This is a genomic window from Sodalinema sp., assembly GCF_046483825.1.
GTDB lineage: Bacteria > Cyanobacteriota > Cyanobacteriia > Cyanobacteriales > Geitlerinemataceae > Sodalinema.
This window is the reverse complement of sequence record NZ_JAWOCL010000007.1, coordinates 1-26,506: the sequence shown is the minus strand read 5'-3', so window position 1 is coordinate 26,506 and position 26,506 is coordinate 1. Positions and strand designations below refer to the sequence as shown.

General features: G+C 51.8%; 25 protein-coding genes. 20 read left to right on the top strand and 5 right to left on the bottom strand.

The annotated features are described in order from the left end of the window. A partial coding sequence (locus tag R6U67_RS00590; RefSeq protein WP_410250735.1) for a DUF6439 family protein occupies positions 1-117 on the top strand: 117 nt, incomplete at its 5' end. 21 nt (positions 118-138) lie between these two features. Here the strand turns inward: R6U67_RS00590 and R6U67_RS00585 are convergent. Next, positions 139-597 carry an ATP-binding protein gene (locus R6U67_RS00585; protein ID WP_410250733.1) on the bottom strand — a complete coding sequence of 153 codons (459 nt, stop codon included), beginning with the start codon at positions 595-597 and terminating at the stop codon, positions 139-141. 369 nt (positions 598-966) lie between these two features. On the opposite strand from R6U67_RS00585, the gene R6U67_RS00580 reads away from it, so the two are divergent. The 5 genes from R6U67_RS00580 to R6U67_RS00560 all read left to right on the top strand — a co-directional run bounded on the left by R6U67_RS00580 (position 967) and on the right by R6U67_RS00560 (position 6,443). Further along, a complete protein-coding gene (locus tag R6U67_RS00580) occupies positions 967-2,196 on the top strand; it encodes a geranylgeranyl reductase family protein (protein ID WP_410250732.1) in 1,230 nt (409 codons plus the stop codon). Between the two features lie 295 nt (positions 2,197-2,491). Next, a complete protein-coding gene (locus R6U67_RS00575; protein WP_410250731.1) occupies positions 2,492-4,000 on the top strand; it encodes a glycosyltransferase family 2 protein in 1,509 nt (502 codons plus the stop codon). 111 nt (positions 4,001-4,111) lie between these two features. After that, positions 4,112-4,471, top strand: coding sequence for a YtxH domain-containing protein (locus R6U67_RS00570; RefSeq protein ID WP_410250730.1), 360 nt, complete (start codon positions 4,112-4,114; stop codon positions 4,469-4,471). Then, complete coding sequence (locus R6U67_RS00565; protein ID WP_410250729.1) at positions 4,464-4,850, top strand: DUF948 domain-containing protein; 387 nt, start codon at positions 4,464-4,466, stop codon at positions 4,848-4,850. Before R6U67_RS00570 ends, R6U67_RS00565 begins: the two co-directional genes overlap by 8 nt. A gap of 147 nt (positions 4,851-4,997) precedes the next feature. Continuing rightward, entirely contained in the window at positions 4,998-6,443 is a 1,446-nt protein-coding gene (locus R6U67_RS00560; protein ID WP_410250728.1) for a hypothetical protein, read from the top strand. 44 nt (positions 6,444-6,487) lie between these two features. Here the strand turns inward: R6U67_RS00560 and R6U67_RS00555 are convergent, their stop codons facing one another. Beyond that, positions 6,488-7,534, bottom strand: coding sequence for a YdcF family protein (locus R6U67_RS00555; RefSeq protein WP_410250727.1), 1,047 nt, complete (start codon positions 7,532-7,534; stop codon positions 6,488-6,490). Positions 7,535-7,723: 189 nt separating this feature from the next. Here R6U67_RS00555 and R6U67_RS00550 point away from each other — a divergent pair, with 189 nt between their 5' ends. The 6 genes from R6U67_RS00550 to R6U67_RS00525 all read left to right on the top strand — a co-directional run bounded on the left by R6U67_RS00550 (position 7,724) and on the right by R6U67_RS00525 (position 14,546). After that, a complete protein-coding gene (locus tag R6U67_RS00550; protein ID WP_410250726.1) occupies positions 7,724-8,386 on the top strand; it encodes a pentapeptide repeat-containing protein in 663 nt (220 codons plus the stop codon). 222 nt (positions 8,387-8,608) lie between these two features. Next, positions 8,609-9,061 carry a ribosome maturation factor RimP gene (rimP, locus tag R6U67_RS00545; RefSeq protein ID WP_410250725.1) on the top strand — a complete coding sequence of 151 codons (453 nt, stop codon included), beginning with the start codon at positions 8,609-8,611 and terminating at the stop codon, positions 9,059-9,061. A gap of 154 nt (positions 9,062-9,215) precedes the next feature. Further along, entirely contained in the window at positions 9,216-10,712 is a 1,497-nt protein-coding gene (nusA, locus tag R6U67_RS00540) for a transcription termination factor NusA (RefSeq protein ID WP_410250724.1), read from the top strand. Further along, a complete protein-coding gene (locus R6U67_RS00535; protein WP_087710598.1) occupies positions 10,709-10,981 on the top strand; it encodes a YlxR family protein in 273 nt (90 codons plus the stop codon). The genes nusA and R6U67_RS00535 overlap by 4 nt, the downstream gene beginning before the upstream one ends. A gap of 78 nt (positions 10,982-11,059) precedes the next feature. Next, positions 11,060-14,182 (top strand): translation initiation factor IF-2, encoded by a 3,123-nt coding sequence (infB, locus tag R6U67_RS00530; protein WP_410250723.1) that lies wholly within the window; start codon positions 11,060-11,062, stop codon positions 14,180-14,182. Between the two features lie 142 nt (positions 14,183-14,324). After that, a complete protein-coding gene (locus tag R6U67_RS00525; protein ID WP_068788555.1) occupies positions 14,325-14,546 on the top strand; it encodes a hypothetical protein in 222 nt (73 codons plus the stop codon). A gap of 346 nt (positions 14,547-14,892) precedes the next feature. Here R6U67_RS00525 and R6U67_RS00520 read toward each other — a convergent pair whose 3' ends face one another. The 3 genes from R6U67_RS00520 to R6U67_RS00510 all read right to left on the bottom strand — a co-directional run bounded on the left by R6U67_RS00520 (position 14,893) and on the right by R6U67_RS00510 (position 16,924). Beyond that, positions 14,893-15,066 carry a hypothetical protein gene (locus tag R6U67_RS00520; RefSeq protein WP_206043859.1) on the bottom strand — a complete coding sequence of 58 codons (174 nt, stop codon included), beginning with the start codon at positions 15,064-15,066 and terminating at the stop codon, positions 14,893-14,895. A gap of 32 nt (positions 15,067-15,098) precedes the next feature. Then, the gene (locus R6U67_RS00515) at positions 15,099-16,382 is read right to left on the bottom strand and encodes a transposase (protein ID WP_343039343.1); all 1,284 of its coding nucleotides are present in this window, start codon (positions 16,380-16,382) and stop codon (positions 15,099-15,101) included. Between the two features lie 179 nt (positions 16,383-16,561). After that, positions 16,562-16,924, bottom strand: coding sequence for a hypothetical protein (locus tag R6U67_RS00510; RefSeq protein WP_410250722.1), 363 nt, complete (start codon positions 16,922-16,924; stop codon positions 16,562-16,564). 679 nt (positions 16,925-17,603) lie between these two features. Between R6U67_RS00510 and R6U67_RS00505 the strand changes: the two genes are divergently transcribed. The 8 genes from R6U67_RS00505 to R6U67_RS00470 form a co-directional block, all read left to right on the top strand. Further along, on the top strand, positions 17,604-17,786 hold the full coding sequence (locus tag R6U67_RS00505) for a CsbD family protein (protein WP_410250721.1): 183 nt from the start codon (positions 17,604-17,606) through the stop codon (positions 17,784-17,786). Positions 17,787-18,178: 392 nt separating this feature from the next. Beyond that, entirely contained in the window at positions 18,179-18,676 is a 498-nt protein-coding gene (locus tag R6U67_RS00500; protein WP_410250720.1) for a CsbD family protein, read from the top strand. 151 nt (positions 18,677-18,827) lie between these two features. Beyond that, positions 18,828-18,899, top strand: a complete 72-nt coding sequence (locus R6U67_RS00495) for a hypothetical protein (protein WP_410250734.1) — start codon at positions 18,828-18,830, stop codon at positions 18,897-18,899. A gap of 518 nt (positions 18,900-19,417) precedes the next feature. Further along, complete coding sequence (locus R6U67_RS00490; RefSeq protein ID WP_410250719.1) at positions 19,418-20,086, top strand: COP23 domain-containing protein; 669 nt, start codon at positions 19,418-19,420, stop codon at positions 20,084-20,086. A gap of 11 nt (positions 20,087-20,097) precedes the next feature. Then, positions 20,098-21,018, top strand: coding sequence for a serine protease (locus R6U67_RS00485; protein WP_410250718.1), 921 nt, complete (start codon positions 20,098-20,100; stop codon positions 21,016-21,018). A 2-nt stretch (positions 21,019-21,020) separates the two neighbouring features. Further along, on the top strand, positions 21,021-22,778 hold the full coding sequence (locus R6U67_RS00480) for a tetratricopeptide repeat-containing serine protease family protein (RefSeq protein WP_410250717.1): 1,758 nt from the start codon (positions 21,021-21,023) through the stop codon (positions 22,776-22,778). A gap of 124 nt (positions 22,779-22,902) precedes the next feature. Beyond that, positions 22,903-24,285 (top strand): ATP-binding protein, encoded by a 1,383-nt coding sequence (locus R6U67_RS00475; protein ID WP_087708668.1) that lies wholly within the window; start codon positions 22,903-22,905, stop codon positions 24,283-24,285. 47 nt (positions 24,286-24,332) lie between these two features. Continuing rightward, the coding region (locus tag R6U67_RS00470) for an AAA family ATPase (RefSeq protein ID WP_410250716.1) at positions 24,333-26,506 on the top strand (2,174 nt) is incomplete at its 3' end.

Genomic DNA, 26,506 nt, shown 5'->3' with positions numbered 1-26,506 from the left:
GTGTTTTTACTCAAGAATCACCCTGAAGAGGCTCTACCCCGCCTAGAATACGCCGTTGGTTGGCTGAATCGCTCGATTTCGGCGCCCCCTTGTCCTCAACATGGCGATCGCCGTTAAGGGGTCAGCCTCACATCATCTTTAATCATCAAGACGACGTCGGGTTTTGGGGATACATTTCCCCAGATGCAACTCCCGCTGGTGCGGATACCATTCCACCCGATCAAAGATTTGCCGGAGGATGTAAAAGCCTCGCCCACATTCGGAGGTATCCTCGGGCAAGTCGTGGTTAATGCGCTCGCAGCAGCATTGTCCAAAGGGTTCGGCTCCCTGATCACAAATCGTCCACCAATACACGTCTTTGCTCGCCCAGAAGCGAACGGCAACCGTTTTCTCGGTATCGAGTTGGTTGCCGTGGGTGGCGGCGTTGACAAGCGCTTCTTGAAGCCCCAAACGAAGTTCAGGCTCCAAATCCGGAGGGATTTCACTGAGAAGAAGGTCAAGAATTGGACACAGATAAAGCGTCGAAGCAAAACTGATTGTCCCTTGGCAACGCCCACTCGTCGGTGACAGGGGAAGAGCCATTACTGAAAAAACCATGGATCTCTCAGCTTAATAGAGGTTTACAAGGTCTAAGTGATAGGGTCATGGGAGTTACCGCATTTATCCAACGCTAATGCTTTTATTCTAGCGAAATCTTCCCAGAAATCGTCAAAAAATGCAAGTCGACTGTCTTTGAACCCCTCATCGGCACCCTGCAAATTAAGCGGCTCTTACCAGCATAACCGAGAGGATGCAGGCCGGTAGAATCGCAAAACCGCCGGGAAACTCCTCTTGAAACTTGAGTCTGCTTGATGGGAAATCGGGAGCTTGATTTGGTTAGAATGCAGAACCGGAACGGCATTTTTTCGGGTGATTAGCCGGGTGATTCGGCAGGTTATTACTGTTTGTCAAGGGAGTTCAGAGATCATGTCATTGGATTATGACGTTATTGTGTGTGGGGGAGGGCCATCCGGCGCCACGGCAGCCATTGAGGCGGCTGAAGCCGGATTGCGGGTTGCTCTACTCGAAAAGCAGCGATACCCCCGTCATAAGCCCTGTGGTGGGGGGATGCCAATGCGGGTGGGAACCTGGCTTCCTGGGGGCATTCCTGAGGGGGTGGTGGAAACGTCAGTTCGCTATCTCTATCACACTTGGAAGTTCCAAGAAGGGCATTTGGGGGCGGTTGGTCCCTCAGAACCCTCAGAACCCTCATCGGCGTCGTCTTTGGCGTTGTGGATGGTGCAACGCCCCGAGTTTGATAATGCTCTCGTGATGCAGGCGCAACAGGCGGGGGCTGTGGTCAAGGATGGGTTGGTGGTGCGATCGCTGACCCGAGATGCCGATGGCGTGACGGTGAAGGCGTCGGGTTTGGGGGATGGTCGTCGGATCACCTGGAGCGCGCGCTCGCCTCATGTCATCGGCGCCGATGGGGCGAATGGGGTGGTGGCGAAGGCGGTGAAGCTGCGATCGCGGCGGCGTTTGGCCTTTGCCCTGGAAACGGAACTCCCTCATCACTGGGAGTCGGGCCATCCCTATCTACGGCCTGATGTCGCCCATTTAGAGTATGGCGCGGTTCGCCGAGGCTATGGCTGGATTTTTCCCAAGGCGGAGAGCCTGAATATCGGGGCCGGGGTGTTTTATCCCCATAGGGGCCAACAGGGCAATTTCCGGAGCTTACGGGAGGAGCTAGAACAGGTGATTGAGGGCTATTATCGCCAATTTGACCTCAATCCGAGCCGAGAGCGGTTTCCTCTCTATGCTCACCCCCTGCCGCTATGGCAGGGACGGGAACCTCGACAGACCCCTGGAGGACAGGTTTTATTGGTAGGAGATGCTGCGGGATTGGTGAATCCCTTTTTTGGTGATGGAATTTTGCATGGGATCAAAAGTGGTGCGATCGCCGCCGGGGCGATCGCCAGCCAACAGGCCCATGACTACAGTCGCATCCTCCATCAGGAGGTGGCCCTCAACTTTGATGCCGCGCGACTACTGGCGGGATTTTTCTATCGCTTTCCTCACTGGTGTTTCACCCACGTCGTTCAGCGCCCTGACGGAACCGAAGTGGCCGCCCGGCTCCTAGCCGGAGATTTGACATTTTCGCGAGTCTCCGGACGCTTTGCCCAATACGTTGGACGCCAACTCCTCAAGAGAGCCTAATCTCGGGGCTTGCACCTTGAGTCTCTTCCAGGCGGCTATGACCGTCGATCCTCAAAATGCCGCAAATTTTACCACAAAACTCTAAAAACAGGATGGAGGGAGGAACCCCCTACGTGGCAATTCAATCTACAATTGATTCAGATCAACTTAGTCTTCAAGGCCTCGTTCGGCAAGGGCGAACCGTCACAAGACTGTTACGAAGCGGCTGAAGCTCAAGAGTTCAACGGGGGAGTTATGGATAAGTTACCCGTTAGCGTTGACATTTTGACCACTTCATCGTTTACCACTATCACTCATGCACTTTAGTATCGTCATCACCACCTACAACCGTTTAGACCTTCTCAAACGAGCGATCGATAGTAGTTTAGCGCAATCGTCTCCTTGTGAAGTTGTAGTGGTCGATGACTGTTCAACTGATGGAACTGAGGCGTACATAAAAGACTTACAGCAGCATCTGATCACCCAAGAAGATTATCGCCTCCTCTATCACCGCAATGAAACAAACTCCGGTCATTCAGCCAGTATGAATATCGGGGTTAACCGAGCCTCAGGAACCTGGATTAAACCCCTCGATGACGATGACTACCTAGCTCCCCACTGCATCCAAACCCTATGGCGTGCCATTCAAAGTCATCCAAAGGCTGTTATTTGTTCCTCTCAAGCCGATCAAGTTGATCCCCAAGGGATTGTGCTTCATCGAACTCCCCGTGCTGGCCCTGGAAAAGCCTTTGTCATTCCTCAAGAAGATATCCATTATGGGATGCTCCTAGAAATTGTCCCCTTTGGAACTCCAGTTCAGGTCGCCTTTCGTCGCAGCGCCTTTTTAGAAGTCGGGGGCTGGGATTCTCAATTTGACGGAAACTGCGATGATATTGACTCTTGGATCAAAATTGCCACCTTGGGCGATGCAATTTTCATCAATGACTGTCTAGCCTATCGAACAATCTGGGAGGGGGCATTAAATCATAAAATATCGCTCCAGAAGCGACTGGACACCAATATTTTAATGAAAAAAAAGATCTATGCCTGTGTCGATTCGAGATATCAGCCCTCGATCCCTAAGCTAGATCATGTTATTGCCTATTTGCGTCTTCATTGGGCCGGGGTGGCTTTAAAGCAAAAGCAGTTTCGGGATGTCCTATCAATTCTCTCCTTTGCCATCTTCTGTTTTCCCGCCTGGGAGTTATTAGTGCGTGCGGTCTTGTTTCGTCAAAGTCCTTGGCTGTCTCGCAGCGGCTGGTTTAAAGAGCATCCTTTCCGGACTCCGGGACAAGTGTTGTCAAAAGATGCCCAAAAATCCTTAGCTCATCAGGTTAGACTGGAGTCTGCTCGCTACAGTTTCCAACTTCAGCAAAGCTGGTTGGAGTTTAAAAAACGACAATGGAAAACAGGCTGGGCCTTGGGTCGCCATGCTCTCATCAAACTCTTGAAAGCTCCCGTATCGCACCAACTCTCCTCGCGCTGGAACATTCGTAAAATTCCGCTACATCAACAGGCCAGTGCTAATGCCAGTTTACTCGAAGATATTTATGATATTCTGCAACAAAAATATGAATCACGCATTCCCGATTTAAAAGTCTTGCAACATTATCTGCATTTACGTTGGAGCTGGGCGGCACTGAAGCAAGGTAAACTCTGCACGGGGCTGAAAATTGCTCTTCCTGCCGTCTTCGATCTAAAAGCTTGGCAGACTTGGCTAAAAATTGTACGCTTGCAACATCAACAAGAGCGTCATAACTCCGTGCGGCGGCAGGTGATTGATACCCTCGATGATCCTCAAGATGATTCTCCCGCTAAGTCTTAAGGAGACTAAGGTGGGGGGACTGGGGCGATCGCCCGCTCGACTGGGCCAGCCTGTTCATGGCACTCAATGTCACAATACATCCAGAGCCAACCTTGATACCCTACTGTGATTATGTCGAACACTCGTAGCAGCACATTTCTTGGAGGACTCCTCATCGGTACCGCCATCGGGGCGGTCAGTGGCATTCTCTTGGCCCCCAAGTCCGGTAAAGAAACTCGTCGTATGGTCAACAAATCCTTGCAAGCGATGCCCGAATTAGCCGAAGATATTTCTTCAAATGTGCAATTACAAGCCGATCGCCTCTCGGAAACCAGCTTACGCAACTGGGAAGCGACGCTGAAACGATTGCGCGAGGCGATCGCCGCCGGTGTCGCTGCCTCGCAATTGGAACAGGAACGCCTACGCCTGGCCAGTTCCGATGACGATTCCTCTGCTTCTGTGACTGATCGCATAACCCAGCCCCGTGAGTGACCCCATTTTTTGGTTAGGACTATCTGTTGGCCTGGTGGCCGTGAGTCTTCTGACTGTGTTGTTAGCCTTGCTACCCGCAGTTGGGGAACTGCAACGCGCTGCTCGTAGTGTCGAAAAACTGGCGGACACCCTCTCCCGAGATTTACCGCCAACCCTCGATGCGTTGCGTTTGACAGGACTCGAACTCGGCGAACTCTCTGATGATGTCAGTTCCAGCGTCAAGAATGCCGGAGAGGTTGTCGAACAAGTCAATCAAAGCGTCACTGGAGTCCGCAAACGCGCCCAATGGCTGCGCGGCACAACTCGCAGCCTCAGCAGTGGCGTTCGCACCGCCTGGACCGTGTGGCGCAATCCCTCGGCACTGCGCCAAGATGATTGAGTCTCCGATGGTTATTCACGGGCCGTTCATCGTCGATCGCGTTTTGGCTGTTCCGCTGTTCCCCCTCTGGCCATCCCCAACCCAGTGGGGTTAAGAGCGGGTTGTTGCCTGTTGCCTGTCGCCTTCTTGCCCCTTGCCTTTTTCCCTATGAAACCCAGTCAGCGTCAAAAAAAGAATACGTCTAAACGGAACCGCTCTCTTTGGTTTGAGAAACTGATGGCAATTCTTGCTGTTTTGGATGTGGGGTTGGTTTTATTTGATCTCAGCTATATCTCTTGGCGCAATTTTTACTATCGCTATGGCCCGGAAGCTATCCATCAATGGTATGACCCGATTAAAGGGATTGAACCCCATCGAGATACCGAGAAATATCTGGATACGGTTGATGAGTTCAGGGCCGAGGTGGCGGCCAACGGGATCAATTCTGAGGAGGTCGCTCCCTTGTTGGAGGAACTTGGCGATCGCAGTGAAACCATGATTGACGAGAATCCCTTTCAAATTGCCGATAAAACTGGAGATCTCGAACGCATCAAAAATCGGATGCGCGATCGCCTAAATAACGAATCCGCCAAAGATTCCTTCGATGAATTTTGGAGCCGCGATTACCTCACGTCCAACTCTTGGCAAGACGAAATGGACTTTTTTGAGTCGGAAATTCGTCCCCAACTGGAGATGAATTATTTCCGCTCGATTAGTATTCGCGGAACCTTTACAGACCGGTTTTGGCAAATTGATGTTTGGTTTATCCTGATCTTTGCCTTAGAACTTTTAGCCCGAACCTGGACAATCTCTCGTCGCACCAAACTCTCTTGGCGGGATGCTTGGCTGTTGCGCTGGTATGATTTCTTCCTGTTGATTCCCTTTTCGGGTTTAGGATTTCCCGTCTTTGCTCTCACTCGCCTGATTCCTGTAGCGGTTCGCTTAGATCAGTCAAATCTTGTTGATTTGAAGCCCTTACGCCGTAAAATCAATCAAGGGGTCGTCGCCGCCTTGGCTGGAGAAATTACGGAAACCGTCGTTGTTCGGGTGATTGATCGTCTTCAGGATGCCATTGAAAATGACGGTGTTGCTAATTTGGTGCGGTCCTCGGATCGTCAGTATATTGATATCAATGATCGTAATGAGGTCGAGATTCTCTCTCAACAACTGGTTCGGATGAGTTTGTATGAAGTCTTTCCGGAAATTAAGCCTGATTTAGAGGCGTTGCTTCTCCATAGTTTAACGAGTGGTGTCAAAGATATGCCACTGTACCAGAATTTACAGAATTTACCGGGAATGCAAGATCAGCCGGAACAGTTGGCTCGGGAGGTGATTCGTCGGACTACCGATAGCCTTTATGATATCCTCAAGGGTATGATTGAAGACCCCGTGGGGGCGGAACTATTTAATAATATGGCTCAAAATTTCACGAAGGTAATGCAACGGGAAATTGGCCAACCGGATAACGCCGCTGAAATCCAAATTTTGCTCTCAGACTTCCTAGAAGAGATGAAGATCAATTATTTCCGCCGCGAGGAGATTGAGGATGTTGAAGACTTCGAGGCGGTGATTGAAGAAACTCGTCAGTTGCGAGAAGCCGCTCAGAAAAAATAGTCGAGTCATGGATCATGGGCGTTGACAAAAAACGGTCTCCAAAACTACGATGAATCGGTGACTTGGCATTCTAAACAGGTCAGTTCTGTCGGAGAGAGCCAACCACGCAAAAAGTAGTAAATCGTCAGGAGATATTCATCACTGAGTTGAGTTGATAGCATTAGCCCCCGATGACTGGGCATCAGGGATTCAAGAGTGAAGATGGGATCTTGTGTTTCATTGGGATCGATGAAAGCGACATAGTCGGTGGGGCGAGGAATCACCGCCATTCCCCCCTGCACAAAGGAACTGGCACTGCGATACATCGATAACGCTCGTGTAACCAGAAGAATCGGGGAGTCGATGTCATTCTCGGCGAGTAGATCGCGTACTCCTAAGACACTACGTCGCAGATTGGGGGAATTGGGATCAATTAAAATACTGGTTCTGGGAACCCCCAAGCGGCTAAGAAGTTCGGCGGCGAGTTCCGCTTCATTGCTGGAGGCGGCTGCATCCTCGGATTCGGCATCTGGACGGGGAAAATGCAGCCGATCGCCGCCGCTGACGACAATACGGGTGATGCCTCCAGCTTGGTAGAGTTGATTGGCATAGAGGATGAGGTTGCCGCGATCGCCGAGTTGGAGTTGCGATCGCCCCTCCACTTGTGGCTCGACCGTGTCATGAGCTAATAACACCAACGTCTCCGCCGTCTCCGTTTGGGTGAGGTTAGCCAAGCGAGCCACCTGGCGTTCGACAGAGCTGTGATACACCCATTGCCAGAGAAACGGGGTACTAAACAGCCACAACAGCACAAAAGCACTGCGAATCTGATTCTGAGCCGCCTTACTGATGCCCCCATCCTTGATACCTCGCAAACATTGAGCCAGTAGTAGCCAAACAATGCCCAGCGGTTTGAAGGGAAGCGAGAGAATGCCCCAGGCCGTGGTGGCCGTGCGATCGGTGGGATCAACAAACAGCAAGACCACGAACACCGCCAACAACAGACCGCCGAGAAAGGTGAAGTACGCCTTGGGAACAATCCTGAAAAAGACGTAAAAAAAGATAACCAGAACGAGCAGCCAGAGCAGGACTCGCGTCAGGACTAAAAACATGACCTTCCCTCTGTTCCCCCGAGTTCATTGTGGCATCCGAGCCAGGCCGACCTGAGCCTCTAACCCCTTAAATGTGAATTTAGGTTTCGGGTTTTGACTAATTGTTGCAATCTTTAGGTTTTCTTTAGAAGTGCCGATAAGATGTGTAACTGGGAGCTTTCGGGTTCTGAGACTGTGAGAAAGAGCGCCATGAATGTCAGTCATCTTCTGAGACGATATGAAGCGGGAACAACCCAATTTCAAGGAGTTGAACTCCCCGGAGCCAACCTTGTCCATGTCACCCTGATTGCGGTGAATCTGAGTCAGGCCAATTTAAGGGGGGCTGACCTGCAACGAGCCTTTCTAACCAAATCAACCCTGAGCCGAGCCAAGTTGAACTGGGCGAAACTCAACTATAGCAAACTCAGTGACGTCCAGGCGATCGCCGTAGATCTCACCAAAGCCGAACTCTGTGGGATCTTTGCCGTCAATGCCAACTTAGCCCTAAGCCAACTCAGCGGAGCCAATCTCCAAGGCGCGAACCTGCGAGGGGCCAATCTCCAAGGCGCGAACCTACGGGGGGCCAATCTCCAAGGCGCGAACCTGCGAGGGGCCAATCTCCAAGGCGCGGATTTAGCCTGGGCTAACCTATCCGAAGCCCGTCTAATCGATAGCCAACTCGACCCGGCCCAACTCACCCATGCCAACCTCAACGGGACTTACATCAACCGAAGTGATGTGCCGGTGCTAAATACCAGTCGCCCCAGTCCAGAGAACAACCTAAGGACAGTCCGCTGGGTTGGTGACGCCTCAGGGCAACGAAAGCGTAAAGCCACCCCTCTCCAAAACAGTCTTATGGTATTATCGTCCTAGGCTGACGGGTCTAGTGGCTAGACTCCGTTCCTAAGACGATCAACCAGTTAAACACATTCTGGCGTTTGGCAATGAGCATCACCGATGCTCAGATCCCTTTTGACGGAATACCTCCAGCGGTCTGACCGACAAAAGGGGGTAGCACCTGTTTAAGGGAGTCAAACGATCCAGCCAATCTGGTGAAGTGGGTATGCGCCCACTTTTTTTGTTGCTATTTGGCTTATGACCCATCCGCTGATTCCTCAAATCTTAGACCTTGCTACCCCGGTCGCCGAAGACTTGGGGTTAGATGTCGTCGCTGCGGTTTTTCAGACCAACCAGCGCCCTCCTGTCTTGCGGATTGACATCCGTAACCCCCAGGATGAGACGAGCCTCAACGATTGCGAAGCCATGAGTCGTGCCTTAGAGGCCGTGCTAGATGCCAGTGACTCCATTCCCGACGCTTATATCTTAGAAGTATCGAGTCCAGGATTATCCGACATCTTGAGTAGCGATCGCGACTTTGTCGCCTTCAAAGGATTTCCCGTCAAGATCACAACGAGCGAACCCTACAAGGGGCAAACCCATTGGACGGGTCATCTAATCGAACGAAATGATGACAAGGTTCGCCTTAGTTGTAAAGGGAAAGCGATCGCCATACCTCGGTCCCTTGTCATCAACGTGCAACTCAACTAACCCCCACTACGGTCACGAAGCACCACGTCCTCCCCTGACTTGACCCGAGTCAGACCGTCAAACGGTTCAACAACGGTCGAACATCAGCGGGAGCGTTCCTTAGACCCTTTTCATCCATCACTCAGTCGAACATTTATCAGGAGAGTTAAACATAATGTCTATGGTCAGCCTGCCCGGATTGGCAGAAATGATCGATAACATTAGCCAAGAACGGAACTTACCCAAACCCGCTGTCCAAGCAGCACTCCGGGAAGCCCTCCTCAAAGGCTATGAACGCTATCGTCGCACCCAACGTCTGGCCAAAGCCAGCAATAGCGAAAACGACGAAGCCCAATTTGACGACGACTACTTTGAAAACTTTGAAGTCGAACTCGACGTCGAAGAAGAAGGCTTCCGTGTCCTAGCGACCAAAGCCATTGTCGAGCAAGTCAGCATCAGCGATCGCGAAATTTCCCTCAACGAAGTCCTCGAAGTCGCCGCCGAAGCCCAACTCGGCGATACCGTCGTTCTCGACGTCACCCCAGAACGAGACGACTTTGGCCGCATGGCCGCGATTCAAACCAAACAAGTTTTGGCCCAAAAACTGCGCGATCAACAGCGTAAACTCATCCAAGAAGAATTCCTCGACCTCGAAGGCGAAATCCTACAGGCCCGAGTCCTACGCTTCGAGCGTCACTCCGTCATCGTCGCCGTCAGCAGCGGCTTTGGCCGTCAAGAAGTCGAAGCCGAACTCTCCAAACGAGAACAACTCCCCAACGACAACTACCGCGCCAACGCCACCTTCAAAGTCCTCCTCAAGCGCGTCTGCGACGGTCCCCATCGTGGTCCTCAACTTCAAGTGTCTCGCGCCGATGCCGGCTTAGTCGTCTATCTCTTTGAAAACGAAGTCCCCGAAATCGAGGATGAAATCGTCCGCATCGTCGCCGTGGCCCGAGAAGCCAACCCCCCCGGTCGCTACGTCGGGCCGCGCACCAAAATCGCCGTCGATACCCTAGAACGAGACGTCGATCCCGTCGGCGCCTGCATCGGCGCTCGCGGGTCCCGTATTCAAGTCGTCGTCAACGAACTACGAGGCGAGAAAATCGATGTCATCCGTTGGTCTCCCGACCCCGCCACCTACATCGCCAACGCCCTATCTCCCGCTCGCGTGGACGAAGTGCGCCTCGTCGATGCCGAAGCGCGACAGGCCCATGTCCTCGTCCCCGATAACCAACTCAGTTTGGCGATCGGTAAAGAAGGCCAGAACGTCCGCCTGGCCGCACGTCTAACCGGCTGGAAAATTGACATCAAAGACACCGCCAAATATCTGGCAGACCTCGAACAGCAACAACTCACTCAACCCGAGATCACGGCCGACGAAGCCGACGCCGTCCTAGAGACCCTCGACCGAACCCCCGAAGCCTCAGACCCCCCTGAAACAGCTAGTCCCATCCCCGAGGACGCATCCCTAGAAGAGCCGCCTCTTGCACCCGTCAGCGATGAAGCCGACTTCGACCTTGACCGTGACGACCTCGACCGTGATCAAGAGGCAGAAGAGCTGCCCCTCGACTCAGAGTTGGACCCCAACCCCGAGCCGAGCCACGACGAAGAAACCGCCACCGAGGCTGCTACTGTAGAAACTCCTGAAAGATTTAATACTAGCGAAGGATGAAACCCAACATTCGGCGTTGTATTAGTTGTGGCAAGGTGGCCCCCAAAGCGGCCTTCTGGCGCATCGTCCGAGTCCATCCATCCCATCAGCTACAATTAGATCGAGGGATGGGACGGTCGGCCTACATCTGTCCCCAAGCCGACTGTCTAAAAACCGCCCAAAAAAAGAACCGACTCGGACGAACCCTTAGAGCACCCGTACCGCCATCGGTCTACGATAGCTTGTGGCAGCGTCTTGCTCAAAACGACCACCGAACGGTTAACACCTAGCGCTGCTATTGATACGACGAATCCACCATTCGCCAGGGACAATGCGCAAATGATATAGATACATAGAGGATAGATTGGATGAACAACGGCAAAGTGAGACTGTACGACTTATCTCGGGAACTAAACGTTGACAACAAGCAGGTTCTAGCATTTTGCGATCAACTTGACATTGCTTACAAGAGCCACAGCAGTACAATTACTGAAGCTGATGCCGCCCGCATCCGCCAAGAAGCAGAAAATGCACCAGCAGTTTCTGAACCCGCCCGTCCATCCGGGTCTGGCCCAAATACCCATCGAAAGAAACAACAAATCTTGAAGATCGAACATCGATCGCTTAACGCGAAACCTGCTGTTCATGGAAGTGAACCCGAGTCCCAGGGTGATACTCACCCCAACTCTGACAGCACTTCCTCCAACCTGGACTCCCCCGAATTGGTTGACAAGCCTGTGCGACCTAAATCCCCCTCTCCTGCCAAACCGCAACCACCCCAAAATCCCCCGGTGGAGGCGGCAACCCCCAAAAAACCTATGTCCCCCAAAGCCCCGAGTTCCGATGCTAACAACTCGGAGCAACCGGCTAAGCCTGCCGTTGAACCCAAAGCCGCCGAGCCTGACACTCAGCCCGAGCCGGAGACCCAGGAACCCGAGGAGGTTCCTCAACTGATTGGGCCACCCCCTCGGCCCCAGCCTCGGGCCAAAAAGGGCAAGATGCGAGATAAACCCACCGTTGAACGGCCCACGGTTGCCAAAGATAAGCCGAGTTCATCCTCTCGTCCCTCAGATCGCGACGAAGAGGCTCAAACGCCCCGGCCGAGTAGCCCCAAAAAGCCCAGCCGCGCTCCAGCGGCTCGCGACGATCGCGCCGAGTCTCCGGCCGAGGCCAGCTCGCCCTCCCGGCCCGAACCCAAGCGTCCGGTGCCCAAACTGAAACGGCCGCCAGAGTTGGTTCGCCTCAATGCCAAGGCTGAAGAGGCCAAACCTGAGGCTCCCGAAGAACCCTTAGCCGTTGAACCCGAAGATGAGACCGATGACACGGATCAACTGACTCTCAAACGGCCCAAGTTGCCCCGCAAGGCTAAAACCAAAAAACGCCGCACAGCCGAAGAGGATGCCGTTGAAAGTTTGGAAGTGGCGAATAAGGCCAACAAGCCTAAACGTCGAGTTCGTCCCATCGATGATGATGATGATGACTTCGAGGCTGACCTAAACAGCGATAGTAGCGGAGCCGTTGAGGTGAGTTTATCGATCGCTCGGCCCCCCAAAGCCTCTAAATCGAAGTCTGAGAGTCGTCCGTCGGCTCAGCAACGGCGTAAACCAGCTCCCCAACAACGGGGTAGTGGAGACAGCGGTGGCGGGTCCTCCTCCTCAAGCCGTAACCGCCGCGATCGCCGCGAACGGGCCAACAAAGTCGAACGGCCTGAACTCGTGGAAATTCGCGACAACCTCACGGTTCGGGAACTGGCCGATCTGCTCCGTGTCCCGGAAACGGAAATCGTCAAACGCCTGTTTATGCAGGGAATTGCCGTCAACGTTACCCAAACCCTCGACGTGCCAACCGCGACGATGGTGGCCGAGGAACTTGATGTCTTAGTCGAAACCCCTGAAAAAGAAGAGGAAGCCCGCAAAGTCACCGACATGATCGATGCAGCAGACCTAGATAGTCTGCAACGTCGTCCGCCGGTCGTGACCATTATGGGTCACGTTGACCACGGGAAAACCACCCTCCTCGACTCCATCCGCAAAACCAAAGTGGCTCAGGGTGAGGCCGGAGGGATTACCCAGCACACCGGTGCCTATCACGTGGATGTGGAACATGAAGGCGTGATGCAACAGATCGTCTTCCTAGACACCCCCGGTCACGAAGCCTTTACGGCCATGCGTGCCCGAGGCGCACGGGTGACCGACATCGCCATTTTGGTGGTGGCGGCTGATGATGGCGTGCAACCGCAAACCATTGAGGCCATTAGTCACGCGAAAGCAGCGGGAGTTCCCCTGGTCGTGGCCGTCAACAAAATGGATAAAGAACAGGCCAACCCCGATCGCGTCAAACAGGAACTGATGGAACATGGCCTAGTTCCCGAAGAATGGGGTGGCGACACGGTCATGGTTCCCGTCAGTGCGATGACGGGTGACAACCTCGATACCTTACTCGAGATGATCATTCTCGTCTCGGAAGTCGAAGAACTCTCCGCGAATCCCGATCGCCCCGCCCGAGGAACGGTCATTGAAGCCCACTTGGACAAAGCTCGCGGTTCTGTCGCCACCCTGCTGGTACAAAATGGAACCCTGCGCGTCGGTGATACCCTCGTCGCCGGTTCCGTCTTTGCCAAAGTGCGGGCCATGATCGACGATCGCGGAAATCGCGTCGATGAAGCGAAACCCTCGTTTGCGGTGGAAGTCTTAGGGATGAACGAAGTCCCCGAAGCCGGAGATGAGTTTGAGGTCTTCACCAACGAGAAAGAGGCCCGCTCCGAAGCCGATCGCCGCAAAGACGAACATCGTCAGTCTCGCCTACAACAGACCATGGCCTCGCGCCGGGTCACCCTCAGCAGCCTCTCGGCTCGCGCCAGCGAAGGGGAACTCAAGGAACTGAACTTGGTCCTCAAAGCCGACGTACAGGGGTCGTTAGAGGCGATTCTCGGGTCGCTCGAACAGTTACCTCAGGATGAAGTCCAATTGCGGGTTCTCTATGCCGCTCCCGGTGAAATTGCCGAAACGGATATTGACCTCGCCGCCGCCTCCGATGCGGTCATTCTTGGCTTCAACACCACCCTAGCCAGTGGCGCACGTCAAGCCGCTGAACGCGAAGGCGTTGACGTCCGCGATTACAGCGTCATCTATAACCTCTTGGATGATATTCAAGGGGCCATGGAAGGCCTACTCGAACCCGAGATGGTCGAAGAAGAACTCGGACAAGCCCAAGTTCGCGCCATCTTCCCCTCAGGACGGGGCCAAGTGGCCGGTTGTTATGTCCTCTCGGGACAACTGGTGCGTAACGCCAAAGTACGCATCTTACGCAATGACAAGGTCGTTCATGAGAATGTCCTCGATTCCCTGCGTCGGATGCGCGAAGATGTGCGGGATGTTAAATCCGGCTATGAATGTGGTCTGGGCATTGACCGCTTCTCCGATTGGCAAGAAGGCGATATCGTCTATTGCTATCGTATGGCGTCCAAACGTCGGACCCTGGCATCTCGTTAATGGGATTTCCTAAATCCAGTTGATGGGGGGAGTGCGATGGCGCTCCCCTCTTCTTTTATGTGCTTTTGCCACGAACCTAGGCAGGAGTGTTAAACTAAATTAACAGCAGCAAACCACAAGCTAACTCACATAGAGGTGCGATATGCCAAGTTCTGCATTCACTCACACAAACCCCGCCGCCGCCGCGACTCAAGACCGTCAAACTGAGCCGGTTTGGGACCATTTAAAAGTGGCGATCGCCGCGAGTTCTGGATTCCAAAGTTGGAAACTAGAGCAGCAGCAGCGCCGTTCCCTGGAGCAAAACAGCATTGATAAACAAGTCTGTGAGTATCTTCGAGAAACTCTCTCAACCCTTGCTTACTAAGGGTCAGAGCCTCGGAGTCTTCTAAAACGGCGATGCATTTGTGTTCCTTAAATTTCACTCACCCTTCTCTCGCAAATGCTTCGCCCCCTCCGATTAATATCTTTAAACGGACTGATTATTCCTAACTATTGTCCAAATATCTTAACTAGATTAAGTTTTTATTAAACTGTCTGTAGCCTAGGTTACAAAACAACAATTTTTAGACCAGATTCCCACAAATCACCTCAACCAAGATTAAGATTTAGAGATTAAGATTTAGAGATTAAGATTTTGAGATTAAGATTTTGAGATTAAGATTTAGAGGCGGGGAGACCGGACAAGCAATCGGTCTCCCCGCCTCTAACCTCTAAAGCGTCTCTTCGAGTTGATTGACTAACCCCTCGACATACAAGAGTGCATTGTGAATCGTGGTCTCATCCTCCAAATCCACATCCACAAAGTGACGCAACGCCTCAACCTGATTCCACTGACTCCCAGAGGCTAAGAGTTCAAGATAGCCAGGGACAAACTCAGGCCCCACCTCCAGATATTTCTGTTGACATCCTCCCCCACTTAAGCCATCTCGCTACGCTTGATGTCTTTGAAGTGGGGGATTCCCAATCCTCGCGAATCAGGATTTCTGCTTCGTTCCGTGCCAACTAGAGCATCATGACTGATACTCCCCGTTGCATCCAGTCCACAGACATTTTCCACCACCGTCTGCCCGACGGCTGTTAGACCACGATTTCTGATTTCTTGACTCGCTGCTACATCTCTTGTAGTTTGATATCCACACTCATCACAGTGGTGAACGCGAATCTCCAACGTTTTCTTGCCGGTATGTGCCCCACAGTTAGGACAGGTCTGGCTTGTGCCATCCTTATTGACCTTGGCGAAGTAGGTATCCGTTTTCCAACAGACCCACTCCAATCGATGGACAAACTGACCAAACCCCGCATCAGCACTGTGTCTTGATAGCATTCCTCTTTGCCAACTGACAAAGTTGATATCTTCGACAAAAATCATGCCAGCACCCTCACAAAGATGGTGAGCTAATTTAAAATGCCAATCTTTACGATGGTCAGATATCCGTTGATGTAGCCGAGCTATTTTTTGGTTTAATTTGTGTCTATTATTTGACCCGTTTTGTTTGTTCTTTAACCGGCGTTGTAGCAATTTAAGCTGACGCTGCTTAGTTTTTAAGAACCGAGGTCGCTTAATCTCTTCACCATCACTGGTCGCGACGAACTTATCGAATCCTAGATCTAATCCTCGTGGATGACCCTGAGGCATGGGTTGAGGAATAGCGACATTGAGCTGTAGTGACAGCATCACAAAGTAACCCGATGCTTTTCTAACGATTCGTGCTTGCTTGACCTCAAATCCCTCAGGAATGGGTCTTGACTGTCGCCATTTAATCCACCCGAACTTAGGGAACTTAATCGCATCATCTTTAACTGGCTCTTTCCCGAGCTGAGGAAAGACAAATGAACGCATCCGATACTTGTTTTTAAAGCGCGGAAACCCAAATCCTCTAGCTTTCATGTCATCCCAAGCTCGATCCAACGTTCTTAGGACTTGCTGCAAAACCTGAGAATGAACGGTTTTTAAGTGAGGATATTGGGACTTAGCGTCTGTGAGTTGTTTGGCTTGTTTATGGTAGCTCGGAAAAGGCTCATTGGCTGAAATGATGTACTCAGATCTTAGCGAACAGGCGTTGACCGGTGACCGACGAGAGCTACACCAATCTTTACGCTGACGAAGCGCAAAGTTCCAAACCGAACGACAGACATCTAGCGTGTGCTCGATCACAGTCATCTGTTCGGCTGTGGGTTGTAACTTGTATTCGTAGGTCATGGTTAGCATGACTCCAGTTTACCTTACATGAGTTAGTTTGGTATGTAAAGTTTTGTGCCTCTGCCCAGGGTCGGGACATCGAACCCATCAATTGACTTGAGGGAGTCTATGTATCCCTGCCTTAAACATTGTTCGTCTGAACGACTCACTCGTTTTGAAGGCAGGGTTTTATCGCTCCCTCAAACTCCCTCTTCCGTGATAAAGGCCTCTCGTCCGGTGAGAACATCCTGATTGCGGGTTTGTTCGACGGCTTCGGGGAGACAGTGGGGGCGAAATTCGGCAATTCGCTGTAAATAATGGTGATAATTGCTGAGGGCTTCTGCTTCTTGCAGTTGGGCGAATTGAGACTCGTCGAGGGCTTGCAGTTCTAACTCAAAAAAGAGCAGTTGGTTTTCGATTTGGGTGAGGGCTTCGATGACCTTATCCTCAAATTGTTGCGCCTGGCTGTCGCGGGTGTCGGCGGAGAATTTGAGGGAGGGGAAGGCGTAGAGATAGCCAGATTTCTGGTGGATGGCTTCGAGGTCTTGTAGGGCGATCGCCACCTCGGAGGGACTACAATGAGCAAGCTGGCCTCGATATTGGCCACGAAAGGCCTGGGCGCGGCGGTCTAACTCCTGTAAGTCCTCCTCCAGTTTGGGGTCATCAAAGCCTTGATAGAGGTCGCTGAGGTCTCATTCTTGGGCGTCGCTGAGGGTCTGAAGTGGGGTCTGAACCAAGGTTACTCCTCCTGTAGTGAGCGTTTTTACGTTGGGTTCGGATGTCTTTTACTGTATCGCAGAGGAGCCTGAGAGGATTGGCGACGTCCCCTGAATCGAGTCCGGTTGATTTGACTCTGTCGGCGTCGCCCTCCAACCAGAACTCAAACGACTCCCCCCCCAGACAAGCACCTTCTTTGTTCTGGGCAATTTCACACCTATACTCAGAGATTTTCTTGGCTATATCTACAGAGTGATTTCATCGTTTCGATTGCGTGTTACTCGCACGTGTGTTGTTATCAAGCTTTGCGTCATCCTGAGTCAAGTTATGGGCTGAATGAATTTGGTCTTTGCTAGGATGACCGGGAAGGTTGAACCGAAATCAATACCAAGTGAATTACGACCTGAATTCACTTCTATTCCTTTAGGCGGATTTATATTCAGGGATATTCTAGGATGATAGAAAGGAGTAGAAGGGTTTATAAATTAACCTTCAAACTATTATTACATTATCAAAGGTAGAATTATGGGTTTAGATGACAAAGCCAAAGCCGCCGCCAAAAATATTGAGGGCAAAACTCAAGAAGCCGTTGGCAAAATGACCGACAATAAAGAAAATCAGGCTAAAGGAAAAGCCAAGCAAGTTGAGGCAGAAGCACGCAAAGCTGGCGAGAACGCGAAAGATGGCGTCAAGGATGCGATCGATTAAGCCACTGCACTTGTAGCTATTTTGCTAGATGGACAATCGCCTCTATCGGGATAGCTACAAGTAAGGTTGATCGAATCAAGACAGCGCCTTGGACGGCTTAAGACAATGCTCGGGCAATGTCTATCAATTCGTCAAGCTAGGGCGCTGTCTTGGCGGTGGATGAATAACTCAAGATTCAAAGAGCGATTCGTTCCTCGTGACTTGGCTCGATGCCAAATCATGCTCTTGGGGAGGCTCTGCCTCGTGATGACAGGCGGCAGAGCCGCTCAGCAGTCCGTGTCACGGCTTCAGCCATGACACGAGGAAGTTAACAGTGCGTCAGGTCGCGTATCATACGGTGCGTTGTCTGCGCGGCAACCTTTGTTCAATTACTAATTTAATAGGAGATTTGTATGATTTCACTTCGTAAAATAACTCAATTTTTATTATCGGCTGGACTCATGATGGCGATCGCAGTTACCGGTAACCTCGCCCTCAGTTCCCAGAACGCTCAGGCCGCGACTTCAGCTAATCTGACCACCACTGAAATTGCCTGGGGTTTCGGCAACAGAGCCGAGGCGACGGCCAAAGAAGTTGAAGGCAAAGTGCAAGAGTCCGTGGGTAACGTTACCGGCGATCGCCAAGACGAAATCATGGGCAAAGCCAAACAGGCCCAAGGCCAAGTTCGCAATGCAGCCGAAGACGTCAAAACCAGTATCCAAGACAACGTTGGTTTAGAAGGACGGGCAAAAGCTGTCCAGAAAAACGTAGAGGGTAAGCTTCAGGAAACGGCGGGCCAAGTTACCGATACCCCCGAAGACCAAGTCATGGGCAAGGCCAAGCAATCGGAAAGCCAAGTGCGCAATGCAGCCGAAGACGTCAAATCGGCCGCTCAAGACCTGCTCAACTAGCCCGAGTTCAAGCAAGTCGCTCTCGCTCTCGATGAGTCCGTCGCTGAATTCCCCTAAAACAGGTCGACATTCATGACCAACATAATCTGGACACGTTGCTGTCCAGATTATCCTCTGGTTACTCGGCTTTTCCATTAACGTTGCGGGTGGGTTGGTCTACCTGTTGCTAGTCCTGGCCATCATTGGCCTTATTTATGATCTGATTTCCGGCCGTCGCATCTAGTCCAACTCCTCCCTCCCTAGTCGACGAGGCGTTGACCGCGCTCCCAGTCGCCTCCTGAGCTATATCAGGGGGCGACTCGCTGTTCTATGGACGGTCAGGACGGAGACAGCGCAACAGCCACAGCTTTAACTCCGGGATCTCAGAGGGTGTTGACTTGAGTCTCTTGGACTAGACTCTTGTAGGGGGTCTTTGGAGAGTTGACTACTGCTGGTGAATGGAATCTCGTTGATTTGACAGATCTAAAACCACGATTGTCAACAAATATAACTCTATATAGAGTTTTACAAAATTGAGGGTGAGTTCCAGAGACATTTTTATAAACAGATGGTAGTTTAGAACTACAGCAAACGTCGGATATCAGGTGGCTAGAGATTCACAAGCAATCTCACTCAAAGCTGGTTTAACCCTAGTTTTGCTCTGAGTTGTCTCAAGTCAGAGCCGGGGATGAGCATAATAGTCAAATCTGATGCGTCCGGTCGTTGTGGCTTGAGATTACTCAATAGGTTTCAAGATTTATTATGCTAGGAAAAGTATTGCGCCACTCTATTTTACCGACGGTCTGTTGTCTAGGAACGATGGCTGTCTTCTCCCCTCAAGCGAATGCCAACCAAACCCAGGCTCAGTGTGTTCCGTTGTCCCAAGGTGAGTTTGAAACGGTGATGCGGCAAGGATCTCATAGTGCGACGTTAATCCGCTGGACTCATCGCGGTTCTGCCTATTTCGGGGGTCAGTACACCCCTGAGCGACGCTGTCGGGCGGTCACTCAACGCTTAAATCAAGCTATGGCTCAGAATGGAGGGAGGTTGAGCAACTTACTCCTCACCAATGGCATGGTGAATAATGAAACGGTGATTTGTGCCTTGGCGCCGATGGAAACGGCCTGCACATCGGGGAATGTTCTCTTTACCCTGAAACCCGAAAATGCTTATCGGGCTGGACAAATTTTGGGTCAGCTCTTACAAATTAGTCGTCATGGCGGTGCAGCCGGTTTTATTACCGAAACTGAGGGTCAAACCTATGTCGATCTCGGCAATTGGGCAGATCAGGCGTTGGTGGACAGTGGAGAGGCTGCGGCTGACTCACCCGCTCCCGACTCACCCGCTCCTGACTCAACAGTTGCTCCTGAACCGTCTCCTCAAGAGAATCCGGTTGTGCAGCCTGATGATTCGGGTGGTTCCATGTTTTAAGGACGGCAAGCATGGCGAGATTACAGATGCCAATGCTAGGGGTGGGGATGTTGCTGTTGTCGATCTCGGCGGGCCTATCTCACCCCAAGCCTTCGAGGCTTCCTCCCTTGGAAACCCATCAGACGGCCCAAGTCCCCGCTGAGACAACCTCAGTTCGGGAACTGGCTCGTCTGGTGACGGTGCGACTCTTACTGGCGGAGGATTCAGGGTCTGGGGTGATTGTCGACCGGGAAGGCGATCGCTATACGCTGTTAACCAATTGGCACGTGGTAATGACCGCCCAGGGCCAGGATATTTCGGTGTTAACGCCTGATGGGCGGACTCATTCTGGGCGGGTTTTGCCCCCCTATCAATTGGGAAATCGGGATCTGGCTCGGGTGGCGTTTTCCAGTCCCCATTCCTATCAGGTGGCGGCTGTGGGGGAGGCGGCTGAGGTGTCGGTGGGCGATCGCGTCTATGCGGCGGGCTATCCGGCTCGGGTCTTTGAGCGGCAGGGCGATCGCATCGTCAGGAGTCACGATACCCGAGATTGGGGGCTACGTGCCTTTCGTGTCACCGAGGGCGCGATTGGTTGGATTACGGCTCGCGCCTTTTATGGTGGCTATCAACTCGGATATACCAATGACGTGAGTGGGGGGATGAGTGGTGGCCCCGTGTTAAATGCTCAGGGTCAGCTGATTGGACTCAATGGTATGTTGAGTTACCCCTTTTTGGGGATTCGCGCTTTTGTCTTTGAAGATGGCGGCCTCCCGAGTCAGGATGAGTTTTTGCAGATGGAACGCCTGAGTTGGGCGGTTCCTATACAGAGACTTCCCTCAGCGACGTCGCGGCCCGAGGCGCCCCGCCGTTCTAACCCGGCTCCTAGACAGCCGTTACCGCCACCAGAACCGCCAGCCCCCAGCCGCGAACAACCGTTACCTTTGGTGTTTTAATCATGTTTTCTTTTGTCTGTGCGTCCAAGTGGGTCGCTTTTTGTACCACCGCAAGTCTCGGGGTGGGGTTGGCGACGGTGATTGGTCCGAGAGCGGCGATCGCCTTTGATAGTCGCTTGGCCGAAAACGTCACGGTACAAATTAATGGCTATAGTCAACCTGATGATGGGTTTCCTGGCGGAAGTGGGGTGATTGTGGGCCGGGAGGGCGATCGCTATTGGGTGTTGACGGCGTTACACGTGGTCTGCGATCGCATTCCCATGCGAGAACCCATTAGCTGTCGTCAGGATATTGCCGAAAACCGCCGCTATCGCATCCGCACGGCTTCAGGACAAGAATACGACCTGATGGATGTTCAGCCGCTTCAGCAAACTTTGGACGATCCGGATTTAGCTCTGGTTCAATTTGAGAGTTCTCAGGATTACACCTTAGCCACGTTGGGAGATTCGGATCACGCGGAATTGGCCTCATCGATCTATGTGGCTGGCTTCCCGGCGGCCTTTCAGACGGCGGGAGCCGATCGCGACTTTTATCTGAGTCAGGGACCGGTGGTGTCACGGCGACGACAGGGAGTTCAGGGCTATACCCTGATTTATGGGGCCAGTACCAAAATTGGGATGAGTGGCGGCCCGGTGTTTGATAGTGACAATCGTTTGGTGGGGATTCACGGGATCGCCGATACGGATTTGAGTGGCCAGTCGGAAACAGGGGAGGGCGCTCAGGTTAAGTCCGGCTTTAATGGCGGGATTCCCATTGATAGTTTTATGCAGTTGCGCCAGAGTCAACAGGTGCAAGTTCCTAATCTCAGTCTGGATAATGCTCCCCCCAGTCAGGCTCCCGCGAATATTGATAATCCTCAGACGGCGGAGGATTATCAAACCAGTGGCACCATTGAGGCTTATGAGGGGAATCTTCATTCAGCTCAGGAAAACTTCAATGAAGCTTTGGCGATAGATCCCAATCTTGAGGGAACTGGACGGCTTCATCTGCAACAGGGGAATCTCTATTTTTCTCAAGGAGACTATCAGGGAGCGATCGCAGAGTTTACGGCGGCCATTGAGGCGGAGGATGAGTCGGGGATGGCTTATAACAATCGGGCCGTGGCTTGGATTCAGTTGCGCGACCACGCCGCTGCGATTGAGGATTTGACGGCGGCGATCGCCAACGGGGATTATGATGCACGCACTCACTATAATCGCGGCGTGGCCCATGTTCGTCAGGGAAATCTTCAGGCGGCTCAGCAGGACTACACCCGGGCCATTCAACTCGATTCTAACTTTGCCGCGCCCTTGAATGCCCGAGCTAATTTGGCGTTGGATGAGGGGAATTTGGAAGCGGCGTTAGAGGATTATGAACGGGCCATCGCCGCGAATCCCAATTTTGCTGATGCTTACAACAACCGTAGTGTGATTTATAACCAATTTGCGATCGCCGCCTATGAGGCGGGGAATGTCTCGGAGGCGATCGCCCAGATGGAGAGGGCCATTGCTGACTTAGAACGCGCTCAGGAGTTGTTTTTTGACCTGGGGCGATCGATGCAATATCAGCAGGTGCTGTCTAATCTACAAGATTTGCAGGATAACTTGCAAAGTCTGCAAGGGGAACAGCGTCGCCGTACCCCCACTCCCCAACCCACTCGCCGACCGGTTCCTCAACCGACCACTCAACCGACCACTCAACCGACCACCCAACCGACCACTCAACCGACTCCTCAACCGACTCCCACTCCCCAAGGAGATGATCCCGGCTTCATGTTTTAAGGATTAAAAATTAAGGATTAAAAAATCATGAGTTTTAACACATGATTTTTAACTCATGTGTTAAAACTGGTTTGGGTCTCTCCCTAAACTCATTCTCTCGGTTGTCTTTCGGATTTTCTTGGATATGTCCCTCGATTACGCCACCTTTTTCAATGCCATCAACCCCAGTAAAACACTGGTGTATTCATCCCCGAATGATCGGCAATATTACATTGATTTCTCTTCAGTACGCGGGGGAGAAATTATCAAAAAAATCAAGAATCGTATCGTCAAACTCTACCGCGATCGCCCCAGTTGCTCCCTGTTTACCGGACATATTGGTTGTGGCAAATCCACAGAACTGCACAAACTCAAATCTGAGTTAGAAACCGAAAACTTTTTCGTGGTCTATTTTGAGTCAGATAAAGACCTCGATACCGGTGATATTGATATTGTTGAAGTTCTCTTGACAATTGCTAAACAGATTAGTGAAGCCCTAGAGAAACACCAAACCATCAATCAACCTCAAGCTCCTCTGTTTCGTCGTTTATTACAAAAAACCACAGATGTCTTGATGACAGAAGTGGAGGTAAGCGGAGGCATTCAGTCTCCGATTTCTGTTGGTGGAATGAGTGGTAGCTTGGCGGTCGATACCGAGAATCAAGCTCTATCTTTGTCAGCGGGAATTGCCTCGTTAACCGTTAGGGCAAAAGATGATTCTGGGATTCGAGAAAAGCTGAATCAATATCTCGGACCACAAACAACCGCCTTAGTGCGGACAATTAATGAGGATTTAATTCAGCCAGGAATTGAAACCTTAAAACAGAATGGCTATGCCGGCTTGGCGGTAATTGTTGATAACCTCGATCGCGTCGATAATCGTCAGAAAGCCTCCGGGAAAACCCAACAGGAGTATCTATTTGTCGATCGCGGTGAAATCCTCACCCAGTTAGCCTGTCATACCATCTATACTATGCCCCTGGCGTTGCAATTCTCCAATGAATATGGCAACCTACGCCAGCGGTTTCCTCACTCCCCCGAATGTTTACCGATGGTGGCGATTAAAACCCCCAGCGGCGAGGAATCGAGCGAAGGAATTGAAAAACTGAAACAAATGGTGTTGGCCCGAGCCTTTCCTCAACTGAGTGAGGCGGAACGACTAGAGCGGGTTGAGGAAATTTTTGAGACAACGGAGGTGTTTAACCGCCTCTGTCGGGTGAGTGGCGGCCATGTGCGGGATTTGCTGCAATTGTTGTCTCAGTGGGTGCAGGAGGAAATGCAGCTTCCCTTAACGGAAGATACCTTAGAAGATGCGATCGCCGATGATCTCAACAAAATGAGTTTAGGGGTTTCCCCGGAGGAGTGGGAACTGCTGCGACAGGTTCACCAGACGAAAAAAGTTCAAGATGCGGTGGGGTATGAACGCTTAATTCGCACCCGTCGCGTTTTTGAATATGTGGAACGCCGAAAATCATGGTTTGATGTCAATCCAATTTTCTTAGAATCCGAAGAGTTATTTAAGGGTTGAATTTAAGAGGAATTGGGGAAATAGCTGAGACTTGAGGACAAAAAACTGTGATAGATATTGCCGCTAAAAATGAAAAAAGTCTGCGCCAACTAGCTCAGGCGATCGCCCTGTCACGGGGTCAATTTAAGCTCATTTTAGTGCGCTGTAACTACCGCAGTTTGTCCGCTCACTGGTCGCAGCGATTAGAAGCCGAAACCCAGCGTCAGCATCAGTTCAGCTTATTAACGGCTGACTTGCCCGTGGAGACGCAAAACCTGGCCCAAGTCATTGAGAGGGCCATGGACGGGGAAACAGCGGAGGGAATCCAACTACGGGGGATGACTCAACTGGCGGATTTGCGAGGCTTTCTGGCTAAGGCCAATCAGATGCGAGATCAGCTCCGTCATAAGTTTGCTTTTCCCATTGTTCTCTGGTTAGATGAAACTGGCTTACGGGAAATGTTAGAAGTCGCCAATGACCTAGAAAGTTGGACGACATCAAAGCGTTTTTTGCCCTCCGCTGAGGATATCCAGGCTAACTTAGAGCTTAATGTGCAACAGTTTCTCAGTCGGTTGCAGGGGGGGAGCGATCGCCAATGGTTGGGGCGCGATTGCCTACTGGGGGAGAACCAACAACGGGAAATTGAACAAGCCTGTCAAAAACTGGCTCAACTGGGAGAACCCCTTTCCGCCGACTTAGCCGCTGACTTAGCCTTAATTCAAGGTCGTCAGGCCCTAGAAGCTGGAGAATGGGACCAAGCTGCCGCCCACTTTAAGCAAAGTCAGAGCCATTGGCAAGCGTATCTTAATCCTCTCCCCGAGGGCGATCGCGAAGCGTGCAGGAACTGCAATCGCCCCACGGCGGCGGAACCCCCAGAAGGAGAAGACTCGAAAACCCCACAAACCCCACATTTGCGGTTAGCTGTCATCGGCGTTCACCAAGCCTTAAATCAAGTCTTAGCCGCAAAAGAGCATGAGGGCAAGAGTGTCGATTTAGCCGCCGTACAGGAGCCATTGCACCGCAGTTACGAGCAATTTCTTGCCGCTGACGCTCCCCAGTTTGCCCAGAAACTGCAAGAGTCATCTCTGATGCAACTGATTCAGGCCTTGCGGGAGGCGGAAGTAGCAGAGGCGAAGGGGGATATTCACGGGGCGATCGCCCCCCTGGTGAGGGCCAGCCAGCAATTCGTGTTTGCCCTTCCTCATCTGGGATTGCGGGGACTCGAACAGCTCCAACGGCTCTATTTCACCAGCCAAGACTATCGCAACGCCTTCAAAATTGCCCAACAGCAGCATCAACTCGAACGATATTGCGGCAAACGGGCCTTTATCGGTGCCAATCGCTTAGAGGAAATGCCCCAGCAGCAATCCACCTCAAGCTGGCGATCGCCCGAAATCGAGCAATCTGGGCGAGCCGAAGACGTGAAGCATCTCCTCAACCGCCTCCACGAACGTCAGAACAAACTCTTAGTGGTTCATGGAGAATCGGGAGTTGGGAAAAGTTCCCTTGTCAACGCTGGCTTACTACCAATCTTACGGGAGCAGGTTTTTGAAGGGGGGCGTGGGGGAGTTCCCATTGTGTTACGAGTGTATGAAAACTGGTCCGAGCAACTCACCGAGGTCATCGAACAGGAGGGCCAAAAACACTTCTGTAGGCTCGATAAGCGTGAAGATGGAACGTCACCGTTAGCCGTGAGCCAAGCCATCCTCGTTGAACTCGAAAAACATCATCATCAAGTGATTTTGGTTTTCGACCAATTTGAAGAGTTTTTCTTTGCCAATCCCAACCCCAAAGACCATCACCAGTTTTTTAACTTTCTCGGAACTCTATGCAGCAATATTTTAGAGTTGGGTGCTTTAAAAGTTATCCTGTCCTTGCGAACCGACTATATCCACCGCTTACTCGTCTGTAACCGCATCTCGACGATGGCGTGTATTAGCCAAAATATTTTAGATAAAACGGTTCTTTATGAATTAAATAACCTTTCCCCACAGCAGGCCAGTCAGGTGATTGCCAACCTCGCCCCTCATATTACCGATGATTTGCGATCGCGCCTCGTGCAAGACTTACAGCAAGAAAGTGAGGAGATTCGTCCCATCGAACTGCAAGTGGTGGGCTATCAATTAGAAAGTGAAGGAATTGTCTCTCTAGCGGACTATCACGCCCTAGGGAAGCATCCCAAACAGGCATTAGTCAAGCGATATTTAGATGTCGTCGTTGAATCCTGCGGTCCCCAAAACAA

Coding starts and splice junctions, on each gene's coding strand:
- R6U67_RS00505 (WP_410250721.1), top strand. CDS start 17,604: ATGGGTTTAGATGACAAAGCCAAAGCCGCCGCCAAAAATATTGAGGGC.
- R6U67_RS00525 (WP_068788555.1), top strand. CDS start 14,325: ATGCCAAGTTCTGCATTCACTCACACAAACCCCGCCGCCGCCGCGACT.
- R6U67_RS00550 (WP_410250726.1), top strand. CDS start 7,724: ATGAATGTCAGTCATCTTCTGAGACGATATGAAGCGGGAACAACCCAA.
- R6U67_RS00500 (WP_410250720.1), top strand. CDS start 18,179: ATGATTTCACTTCGTAAAATAACTCAATTTTTATTATCGGCTGGACTC.
- R6U67_RS00535 (WP_087710598.1), top strand. CDS start 10,709: ATGAAACCCAACATTCGGCGTTGTATTAGTTGTGGCAAGGTGGCCCCC.
- R6U67_RS00485 (WP_410250718.1), top strand. CDS start 20,098: ATGGCGAGATTACAGATGCCAATGCTAGGGGTGGGGATGTTGCTGTTG.
- rimP (WP_410250725.1), top strand. CDS start 8,609: ATGACCCATCCGCTGATTCCTCAAATCTTAGACCTTGCTACCCCGGTC.
- R6U67_RS00515 (WP_343039343.1), bottom strand. CDS start 16,382: ATGACCTACGAATACAAGTTACAACCCACAGCCGAACAGATGACTGTG.
- infB (WP_410250723.1), top strand. CDS start 11,060: ATGAACAACGGCAAAGTGAGACTGTACGACTTATCTCGGGAACTAAAC.
- R6U67_RS00475 (WP_087708668.1), top strand. CDS start 22,903: ATGTCCCTCGATTACGCCACCTTTTTCAATGCCATCAACCCCAGTAAA.
- nusA (WP_410250724.1), top strand. CDS start 9,216: ATGTCTATGGTCAGCCTGCCCGGATTGGCAGAAATGATCGATAACATT.
- R6U67_RS00580 (WP_410250732.1), top strand. CDS start 967: ATGTCATTGGATTATGACGTTATTGTGTGTGGGGGAGGGCCATCCGGC.
- R6U67_RS00560 (WP_410250728.1), top strand. CDS start 4,998: ATGAAACCCAGTCAGCGTCAAAAAAAGAATACGTCTAAACGGAACCGC.
- R6U67_RS00570 (WP_410250730.1), top strand. CDS start 4,112: ATGTCGAACACTCGTAGCAGCACATTTCTTGGAGGACTCCTCATCGGT.
- R6U67_RS00480 (WP_410250717.1), top strand. CDS start 21,021: ATGTTTTCTTTTGTCTGTGCGTCCAAGTGGGTCGCTTTTTGTACCACC.
- R6U67_RS00585 (WP_410250733.1), bottom strand. CDS start 597: ATGGTTTTTTCAGTAATGGCTCTTCCCCTGTCACCGACGAGTGGGCGT.
- R6U67_RS00490 (WP_410250719.1), top strand. CDS start 19,418: ATGCTAGGAAAAGTATTGCGCCACTCTATTTTACCGACGGTCTGTTGT.
- R6U67_RS00555 (WP_410250727.1), bottom strand. CDS start 7,534: ATGTTTTTAGTCCTGACGCGAGTCCTGCTCTGGCTGCTCGTTCTGGTT.
- R6U67_RS00575 (WP_410250731.1), top strand. CDS start 2,492: ATGCACTTTAGTATCGTCATCACCACCTACAACCGTTTAGACCTTCTC.